This is a genomic window from Streptomyces sp. C (assembly GCF_000158895.1).
GTDB lineage: Bacteria > Actinomycetota > Actinomycetes > Streptomycetales > Streptomycetaceae > Streptomyces > Streptomyces racemochromogenes.
Map to the genome: position 1 here is coordinate 401,738 of NZ_GG657751.1, position 9,147 is coordinate 410,884.

Consider the following 9,147-nt stretch of genomic DNA (forward strand, 5'->3'; position numbering starts at 1 on the left):
GTACGGAAGCCGCCGACAACAGCGCCGCGGGCGACGCATTCGCTGATCGGGACCTCGGTGTTAGCCTTCAGTCGGTCCGGTGATCGGAAACGGCCCGGACCCGGAACGACGGAGCCAGATCCCGTGCGGCGCCCTTGAGTCAGGGCGCTCCCGGGACAGGGACAGGACACCCGCGGACCCCCTCGTCACCTCCGCGCACGGCGGCGCGTCACCGGCCGCCCCCGCACCCGACCGGGACCCGGCCCGCCCGGTGACCGCTCCACAGCCGTCCACCACGCGTCCCGCCCGCTGTCTCCGTGCCCCGCCGCACCCGGCCGGCCCGCGACCCCGTCGCCGGCCGCCGACGCCACACCCACTCACCCCAAGGAGCGCCATGAGCCTCGTCGACGTGCACAACGAATGGGACCCGCTGGAGGAGATCATCATCGGCACGGCGGTGGGCGCACGGGTCCCCCGGGCCGACCGCAGCGTCTTCGCCGTGGAGTACGCGGGGGACTACGACAGCCAGGACCAGATCCCCTCCGGCGCCTACCCGGACCGGGTGGTGAAGGAGACGGAGGAGGAACTCCACGTCCTGGCGGAGGAGCTGACCAAGCTCGGCGTCACGGTCCGCCGCCCCGCGGCACGCGACAACGCGGCCCTGATCAAGACCCCCGACTGGGAGACGGACGGCTTCCACGACTACTGCCCGCGCGACGGTCTGCTGACCGTCGGCGACACCGTCATCGAGACGCCGATGGCGCTGCGCGCCCGCTTCCTGGAGTCCCTCGCCTACAAGGACATCCTGCTGGACTACTTCGCCAGCGGATCCCGGTGGCTGTCGGCCCCCAAGCCCCGGCTGACCGACGCGTCCTACGACCCGCAGGCGCCGGCCGGCGAGCGCCTGACCGACGTGGAGCCGGTGTTCGACGCCGCGAACGTGCTCCGCTTCGGCACCGACCTGCTCTACCTGGTCTCCGACAGCGGCAACGAACTCGGCGCCAAGTGGCTCCAGTCCGCGCTGGGCGACACCTACACGGTGCACCCGTGCCGCAAGCTGTACGCCTCCACCCACGTGGACTCCACCATCGTGCCGCTGCGGCCCGGCCTCGTCCTGGTCAACCCCTCGCGGGTGAACGACCGGAACATGCCGGACTTCCTGCGCTCCTGGGAGACCATCACCTGCCCCGAGCCGGTGGACATCGGCTTCACCGGCGACAAGCCGCACTGCTCGGTGTGGATCGGCATGAACCTGCTGGTCGTACGCCCCGGCCTGGCGGTGGTGGACCGCCGCCAGACCGAGCTCATCAAGCTGCTGGAGAAGCACGGGACGGACGTCCTGCCGCTCCAGCTGACCCACTCGCGCACCCTCGGCGGCGGCTTCCACTGCGCCACGCTCGACGTCCGGCGCACCGGTTCGCTGGAGACCTACCGGTTCTGACGGGCCCAGTCCACGATCCCCAAGGGAGGTCACCAACGTGATCGGTTACGGCGTCTGCGTCGGTCCGGGAAACCTGTTCCAGCGCATCTGCCTGCCGGGCATCGAGCGCGTCCGCGCACCGGGCAGCCCGGTGTTCACCATGCGCGGCCAGCGCTCGCTCTTCTCCGCGTACAACGCCATGTTCGACCAGGCGGCCGCCAACTCCGACATCACCGGCCTGGTGATGCTGCACGACGACGTCGAGCTGCGGAAGAACCCGGCCGAAGTCGCGCAGTCGGTGTTCGAGGACGATTCCGTGGGCATGCTCGGCTCGGTCGGCGGATCCGACACCGTGTCACTGGCCTGGTGGAACGAGCGGGACACCAGGCGCGGACGGGTCACCGACTACGACAAGGTCCACGACTACGGCTCGGACCGCTACGAGGTCCACGCCGTCGACGACGTCATCCTCTGCGTGAACCGCTGGACCATCGAGAACATCCGCTTCCCCGAGGGCCACTACCGCGGCTTCGAGGGACTCGGCGTCATCCTCGCCACCCTGGTGCGCGCCGCCGGCAAACGGGTGGTCGTCCAGGACCTCCAGGACGTGATGCACCACAACGACGGCCGCGGCTTCAACGGCCTGAAGGACTGGCGTCACAACGAACTGCGCTGGCAGCGCGAGTTCTTCGACCTCAGCCCGCTGGAACGGCTGGGCAACCGCCTGGAGGGCCTCACCGTGCCCACCATCCCCCTGCAACTGGCCACCCGCCGCGTGGCGATGCGCATGAGCGGCGCGATCCACCAGGTCAGCGACGGGGAGACGGGCGATCCGGTGATCGACGAACTGGTCAGCGGCTGGTACCGCCGGTGCAAGCGCCTGCGCGGCCGCATGCTGATCTGAGGAGAGCACATGGCGAAGTACACACGGCTGCGCTACGACGTGGCCACGGTCGGCCTCGCCGGCCTCGTGCGCGAGGTCATCGAGGTGGACGACCTGGAGGGCCTGGCCGCCAGCGAGTGGCTCGCCACTCGGGAGACCGACCAGAGCACGCCCTACCACAAACGGTTCTACGACAACTTCGACACCGTCTCCCCCGCCTACCGCGCGCTGGCGAGGCAACTGCTCGGCGACACCGTCGACGACGTCTACCTCCAGCGGGTCCCCACCTTCCGGGTGCACCTGCGCAACTCCGTCGCCGTGGGCTCCTGGCACCGCGACCGCGACTTCGGCCACGACCCCGCCGAGGTCAACTACTGGGTGCCCCTCACCCGGGCCTTCGGCAACAACACCCTGTGGATCGACAACGAACCGGTGCACGCCGAGTACGGCGAGGTCATCACCTTCGACGGGGCCAACTCCTGGCACGGGAACGTCGTCAACGACACGGAGATCAGCCGGGTCAGCATGGATTTCCGCACGATCCCCCGGGCCGCCTACCGGCCCAACGAAAGGAAGTCCGTCTCCTTCGGGATGCCCTTCCTGCTCGGCGAGTACTGGGACGTCGTCTGAACCGCGACCGGCGCCCCGACGGCGGGCGGCCCGGCGAGATCCCGCCGTGCCGCCCCCGCGCCCGCCGCGACGAGTCCCGCGCACCCCACCGCACGACCCACCTCCCCGACGACACGGCGGAACGCACGGAAACGGCCTCGACATGGTGACGCCCACCGAACCGACCGGGAACGCCCCGGACGACGCACGAACCGAAGAAGCCCTGCTCCACCTCGACGAGAGGTTCCGCACGTTCATGGCCGGCGTCCCGGCCGACAGCCCCCCGTGGTTCTGCTTCTTCTCCACCGGGCTGCTGCACGTCTTCAACCACTTCCTGCGCTTCGCCCCCGAGCGGCTGAACTGCGTGTTCGTCTGCTCCGCCCTCGACGCGGAGGAGATCGAGCTGCGCGACCGCATGAGCGGCGGCCGGCCCGTCTTCGACCTGGACGAGCGGGTCGGCAGCCACGAGATCTTCGAGTTCCTGCTGCGCACCATGGACCGGCCGTTCGGCATCGTCGACGTCGACTGCTTCGTGACCGACACCGAATGGTTCGACCGCTGCACGGACGGCCTCGAACCCGGCGTGGCCGTCAGCGGCCCGCTCAGCTACGGCCCCCTCCCGCTGGCCGCGCCGCCCTTCCTGGCCCTCGACCCCCGGGTGCGCCCCGAGATCGAACGGTCCATCGGCGGACCGGTCACCCCCGCCGCGTACGCCTACGTCCCCCCGGGGCCGGAGAAGGAGATCGACGGCGCCATGGTGCGACTCGTCGAACCGCACCACGAGCGCGCGCTGGCCCGGGTCATGGCACTGGAGGGCCCGTCGCTGCCGTTCCCCCAGGGCGGCCTGGTGGACGTGCTCGACGACGGCCGCGAGGTCCGCAGCCACGAGCGCCACCACCACCTCCAGAACGGCAACGAGGTGATCCGCGTCGTCTTTGACGGCCTGATGTTCTACCAGCTGATGGCGCTGGCGGCGGGGCTGCGGATCGCCCACTTCCACGCGTTCCCCGGCACCAAGGTCTTCGCCCCGCAGCTGGTCCACGCCGGAGGCATCTCGTACTGGCACCGGCTGCGGCCCGCCGAGATCGCCGCCGGCATCCACGAACTGCCCTGGTCGGCCCATGTCGACGCGCTGCTCCTGGAGGACTTCAACAAGCGGCCCGACGCCCCCGCCGCCTACCGCAGGCGCAGCGTCCGGCTCGCCGCGAGCCTGCGCCAGTCCCACACGGACCTGGAGAAGCTGCGCGTCGAGCTCCGCACCGAGCTCGCCGGCAAGGGAGTGGACGTGACCGACCCCCGCTGGGCCGTCGTCCTCGACTGACACGCCGCCGCCCCGGCACTCCGGCGACGCACGCCGGACCTACCGCCGCAGGACCTCACCCCGGCCCCCGAGGGGCGCCGACGGGCTGTTACGGAGACTTTCGATGAGAGTGGGAATCGTCGGGGCCGGCCGCATGGGACGGCTTCACGCGCGCACACTGCTGCACCTGCCCGACCGGCCCGACCTGCTGGTGTACGACGTCGACACCGACGGCGCCCGCCGGCTGGCCCGCACCCTGGCCGAGGAGACCGGCGCCCGCGTCGAGGCGCGGCCGACGCTCGCCGACGTCGTCGCCGGGGCGGACGCGCTCGTCGTGGCGACGCCCGCGAGTGAACGGCGGGCCCCGCTGCTCGCCGCGGCACGCGCGGGCCTGCCGGTGTTCTGCGAGAAACCGCTGACCGCCGACCCCGCCGAGGCCCGCGAACTGGCCGGGGCACTGGCCGGCACCCGGACGCACGTGGGCTTCCAGCGGCGCAGCGACCCCGGCTACCGGGCCCTGCGGGACCGGATCGCCTCCGGCGGACTCGGCCGGATCCTGCTGGTGCGCTGCACCGCCTTCGACCACGAACCGCCGGCCGCCTCGTACGGGCGGACGTCGGGCGACATCTTCACCGACTGCCTCATCCACGACATCGACGCGGTGCACTGGCTCACCGGCCTGCGCACGGTCGCCGTCCAGGCGGACGGGGCGCGGCTCCTCGGCGGGCCGGACTACGACGTGGCCACCGCCGTCCTGACCCTCGCCGACGGCGCCCGCGCGGTGCTCTCCGCCTCCCGGCTCGACCCCCACGGGTACGACCACCGGGTGGAGGTCCTGGGCACCCTCGGCTCCGTCTCGGTGGGGCTCGACGCGCGCACCCCGCTGCGGCTCCACGACGGGTCCCGCCCGGGCTGCCCGCCCGGCCCCCCGGAGCAGCCCCCGTACCAGGACTTCACCGACCGCTTCGCCGCCGCCTACCGGGAGGAGATCCGCGACTTCCTCCGCATGGCGACGCGCGGGACGCCCAGCCCCTGCACCGCCGACGAGGCGCTGCGCGCGCAGGAGGTGGCCGCGGCCGCCGGACACGCCGCCGCCACCGGCACCCGCGTCGTCCTGGACCCGGCCCCCGCCCCGGCCGCCGGCACCGTCACACAGGTGGGGGGCCGCACACGATGACGCACGGCACGCACGGCACGAACGGCACGCACGGCACACGCGGAACGAACGGCACGCGCGGCACGCGCCCGTGGCGGCGCGCCGCCGTCCTCGGCACCGCGCTGCTCACGCTGGTCACCGTGTCCGCCGCCTCCACCGCCACCGGGGCGGACGGGCCGGACCGCGGCCGGCCCCCGGCGGACAGCGTCATCCTGCTGATCGGCGACGGGATGGGCGACGCGGAGATCACCGCGGCGCGGAACTACTCCGCCGGTGCCACCGGCAGACTGGCCATGGACACCCTGGACCAGCCCGGCCGGCGCACCACCTCCTCCGTCGACGAACACGGCCGGCCGGTCTACGTCACGGACTCCGCGGCGGGCGCCACCGCCTGGGCCACCGGCCGGCGGACGGTCAACGGACGCCTGTCCAAGACCCCCGACACCGACCGGCCGCTGCCCACCCTCCTGGAGAAGGCCCGCCGCCAGGGGTACGCCACGGGCAGCGTCACCACCGCCTCGGTCGTCGACGCGACCCCCGCCGCACTGACCGCGCACCTCACCGACCGCTCCTGCAAGGGCCCCGCGGACATGGCCGCGTGCCCGGCGGACACCCGGGCCGCGGGCGGCGCGGGCTCCGCGGCGGAGCAGACGGTCGCCGCCCGCCCCGACGTGCTGCTCGGCGGCGGGGCCGGGCACTTCGCCCAGACCTCCACGGACGGCCCGTACCGCGGCCGCACCGTCCTGGAACAGGCCCGGGCGGCCGGCTACCAGCTGGTGCGCGACCGGACCGAACTGGCGGCGGCCCGACCCGGCCGGCCCGTCCTCGGACTGTTCGCACCCGACTACGTGCCGGTCGAGTGGACCGGGCCGGCGGCCTCACCCGGCGGCACCGCGCCCGGGCGCTGCACGACCGGGAACCCCGCCCGGCCCGCCGGCACCCCCACCCTGGCCGAATCCACCGAGGCCGCGCTCGACCTGCTGACCGCCCGCCGCGACCGGCCCGGAGCCCCCGGAGCCACCGGCAAGGGCTTCTTCCTCCAGGTCGAAGGAGCCGCGATCGACGACCGGGCCCACGAGGCCGACCCCTGCGGCCAGATCGGCGAGACCGTCGCCTTCGACCGGGCCGTCGCCGTCGCCCTCGCCTACGCCGAGCGGCACCCCCGCACCCTCGTGATCGTCACCGCCGACCACGGCCACGCCACCCAGATCCTGCCCGACGACGCCCGCCCGACAGGGCTGTCCGCGACGCTCCTCACCGACGAGGGCGGCCGGATGCTCCTCGGGTACGCCACCACCGCCGAACCCGGCGGGACGCAGGAGCACACCGGCGTCACGGTGCCCGTCACCGCCCGCGGACCGCTCGCGCACCAGGTCCTCGGCCTGCGGGAGAACACCGAACTGTTCGGGACGGTGAGCGCCGCCCTCGGCCTGCGCTGACCCGCCCCCGGCACTCCACGGAAAACCCCAGTGAACAACGGACCGAAAGGTATGACGCGTTGAACGCCTTCCAGGAACTCCCGCGCTGGCCCCAGCTGACCGACGAGGACATCGAGGCCGCGGTGGCGGCCCTGCGCTCCAACCGTCTGGTGGGGCTGGGCAACAGCGTCGTCGAAGAGTTCGAGGCGGCGCTGGCCGCCGGCCAGCAGTGGAGCACGCCGTCGCGGTGTCCACCGGCACGGCCGCGGTGCACCTGGCGCTGCACGCCCTCGACGTCGGCCCGGGCGACGAGGTCATCGTGCCCGCCCACACCTTCATAGGCTCGGCGAGCCCCGTCGTCTACCTCGGCGCGCGGCCCGTCTTCGCCGACGTCACCCCGGACACCCACTGCCTTGACCCCGACTCGGTGAAGTCCCTGATCACCGAGCGGACCAAGGCCATCGTGGTGGTCCACATCAACGGCGTCGCGGCGGACATGGCCGCCCTGACCGCCGTCGCCGCCGAGGCGGGCGTCCCCCTCGTCGAGGACGCGGCACAGGCGATGGGCACCGAGATCGGCGGCCGGCCCGTCGGCGGCTTCGGCGACCTGGCCTGCATCAGCCTCTTCGAACAGAAGGTCATCACCTCGGGCGGCGAAGGCGGCGCCGTCCTCACCAACAACCCCGCGTACGCCGAGAGGGTGCGCCGTGCCCGCAGCCACGGCGAAGGCCCCGTCGAGGGCCGGCCGGGGATGATCTGGGCCCACGAGGTCGGCTACAACTACCGCCTGACCTCCGTCCAGGCGGCCGTGGGACTGTCCCAGCACAAGCGCCTGGGCGAGATGGTCGAGGCCCGGCGGCGCAACGCCGCGTACCTCTCGGAGCGGCTGGCCGGCGTCGAGGGACTGGAGCTCCCGGTGGAGCCGGAGGGCACCACGCACGCGTTCTGGAAGTACGCGGCGCGCGTGGCGCCCGGCGGCGGCCGCCGGTCCGCCGGCGACATCGCGGCCGACCTGCGCTCCCGGGGCGTCCCGGTGCTGCTGCGCTACCCCTACCCGCTGCACAAGCAGCCCGCGTTCGCCCAGCACCGGGGCGTGTCCCTGCCGGTGGCCGAGCGGCTGTCGGAGGAACTGCTGGCCCTCCCGTCGCATCCGGCGCTCACCGAGGGCCACCTGGCCCACATCGCGGACGAGGTGCGCAAGGCCGTCTCCGCCACCGGCTGAGCGATCCGCGCGCCGGTGGCACACCACCGGCGCGCGGCGCCCGCCCCTCACGACGACCGCAACCGGACCAGGAGAACACCATGACCCCCGACCCGCGCCCCGCCGCCGACCTGCCGCCCGGCCCCGAAGGCCCGCCGCTCCTCCTCGGCACCTCCGCCTTCGGACAGAACGAGCGCGGCTTCCCCGTCTACGACGCCTACTGGGAGGGCGGCGGCCGCGCCTTCGACACCGCCTGGCTCTACGGCCACGCCTACGGGCCCGGCTGCTGCGAACGTACCTTCGGCGACTGGGCCCGGTCGCGCGGCGTAGAGAAGGACGTCTGGGTCCTGGCCAAGGGCGCACACACCCCGGACTGCCTGCCCGACCGCATCGAGGCCCAGCTCACCGAGAGCTTCGAACGGATGGGCCGGAACGACGCCGCGCTCTACATGCTGCACCGCGACAACACCGACGTCCCGGTGGGGGAGTTCGTCACCGCCCTCGCAGACCTGGTCGACCGCGGCACCATCGGGGCCTACGGCATGTCCAACTGGACCCTGGAACGCGTCGTCGAGGCCGTCGGCTACGCCCGCGAGCGGGGACTGCCGCTGCCCGCCGGCATCAGCAACCAGTACAGCCTCATCGACATGGTCCACCCCATCTACCCGGGCACCGAGACCTCCAACGACCCCGCCTGGCGCGACTGGCTGAAGACCGCCGGCGTCCGGCTCTACCCCTGGGCGAGCCAGGGCCGCGGCGCGCACGCCCTCGCCGACCCCGACGAGCTGCGCACCGGCCCGCTCGCGGAGAGCTGGTACAGCGAGGCCAACGCCGCCCGGGTCCGGCGCGTCCGCCTGCTCGCCGAGCGCACCGGGGTCTCCGCCACCGGCATCGCGCTCGCCTGGACCCTCTCCCAGCCCTTCCCGGTCGTGGCGCTCATCGGCCCCCGGCAGCCCGAAGAGGTCCGGGACTCCCTGGCCGCGGCGACCCACCGGCTCACCGACGCCGAACGCGACTGGCTGGAGACCGGCGAGGGAGAGCCCCCGACCCGCTGACACCACCGCGACACGCACCGCACCGGCGCCCCGCCACGGCGCCGGACGGCGCGGGCTTCACCGGCCGGATCCGGAAGAGCCGGCCCGGGCCCCCTGCGGATGCCGCACCGGGTGCCCGAACCAGCG

At 73.5% G+C, this 9,147-nt stretch carries 8 protein-coding genes; all 8 read left to right on the plus strand.

The genetic code is table 11. From position 1 onward, the window contains the following. The first annotated feature begins 373 nt into the window (after nucleotides 1-373). The 8 genes from SSNG_RS35150 (at nucleotide 374) to SSNG_RS35185 (ending at nucleotide 9,021) form a co-directional block, all read left to right on the plus strand. Entirely contained in the window at nucleotides 374-1,420 is a 1,047-nt protein-coding gene (locus SSNG_RS35150; protein WP_007268739.1) for a hypothetical protein, read from the plus strand. Between the two features lie 37 nt (nucleotides 1,421-1,457). After that, nucleotides 1,458-2,303: a glycosyltransferase gene (locus SSNG_RS35155; RefSeq protein ID WP_007268740.1), complete on the plus strand. Its 846-nt coding sequence runs from the start codon at nucleotides 1,458-1,460 to the stop codon at nucleotides 2,301-2,303. Nucleotides 2,304-2,312: 9 nt separating this feature from the next. Then, on the plus strand, nucleotides 2,313-2,912 hold the full coding sequence (locus SSNG_RS35160; RefSeq protein ID WP_007268741.1) for a hypothetical protein: 600 nt from the start codon (nucleotides 2,313-2,315) through the stop codon (nucleotides 2,910-2,912). 142 nt (nucleotides 2,913-3,054) lie between these two features. Beyond that, a complete protein-coding gene (locus SSNG_RS35165; RefSeq protein ID WP_042804663.1) occupies nucleotides 3,055-4,212 on the plus strand; it encodes a hypothetical protein in 1,158 nt (385 codons plus the stop codon). Between the two features lie 85 nt (nucleotides 4,213-4,297). Continuing rightward, on the plus strand, nucleotides 4,298-5,368 hold the full coding sequence (locus tag SSNG_RS35170) for a Gfo/Idh/MocA family oxidoreductase (protein ID WP_277752184.1): 1,071 nt from the start codon (nucleotides 4,298-4,300) through the stop codon (nucleotides 5,366-5,368). After that, nucleotides 5,365-6,786 (plus strand): alkaline phosphatase, encoded by a 1,422-nt coding sequence (locus SSNG_RS35175; RefSeq protein ID WP_007268744.1) that lies wholly within the window; start codon nucleotides 5,365-5,367, stop codon nucleotides 6,784-6,786. Before SSNG_RS35170 ends, SSNG_RS35175 begins: the two co-directional genes overlap by 4 nt. A 226-nt stretch (nucleotides 6,787-7,012) precedes the next feature. Beyond that, nucleotides 7,013-7,987, plus strand: coding sequence for a DegT/DnrJ/EryC1/StrS family aminotransferase (locus SSNG_RS35180; protein ID WP_241695316.1), 975 nt, complete (start codon nucleotides 7,013-7,015; stop codon nucleotides 7,985-7,987). Nucleotides 7,988-8,067: 80 nt separating this feature from the next. Then, on the plus strand, nucleotides 8,068-9,021 hold the full coding sequence (locus SSNG_RS35185; protein ID WP_007268746.1) for an aldo/keto reductase: 954 nt from the start codon (nucleotides 8,068-8,070) through the stop codon (nucleotides 9,019-9,021). Nucleotides 9,022-9,147: the final 126 nt, after the last annotated feature.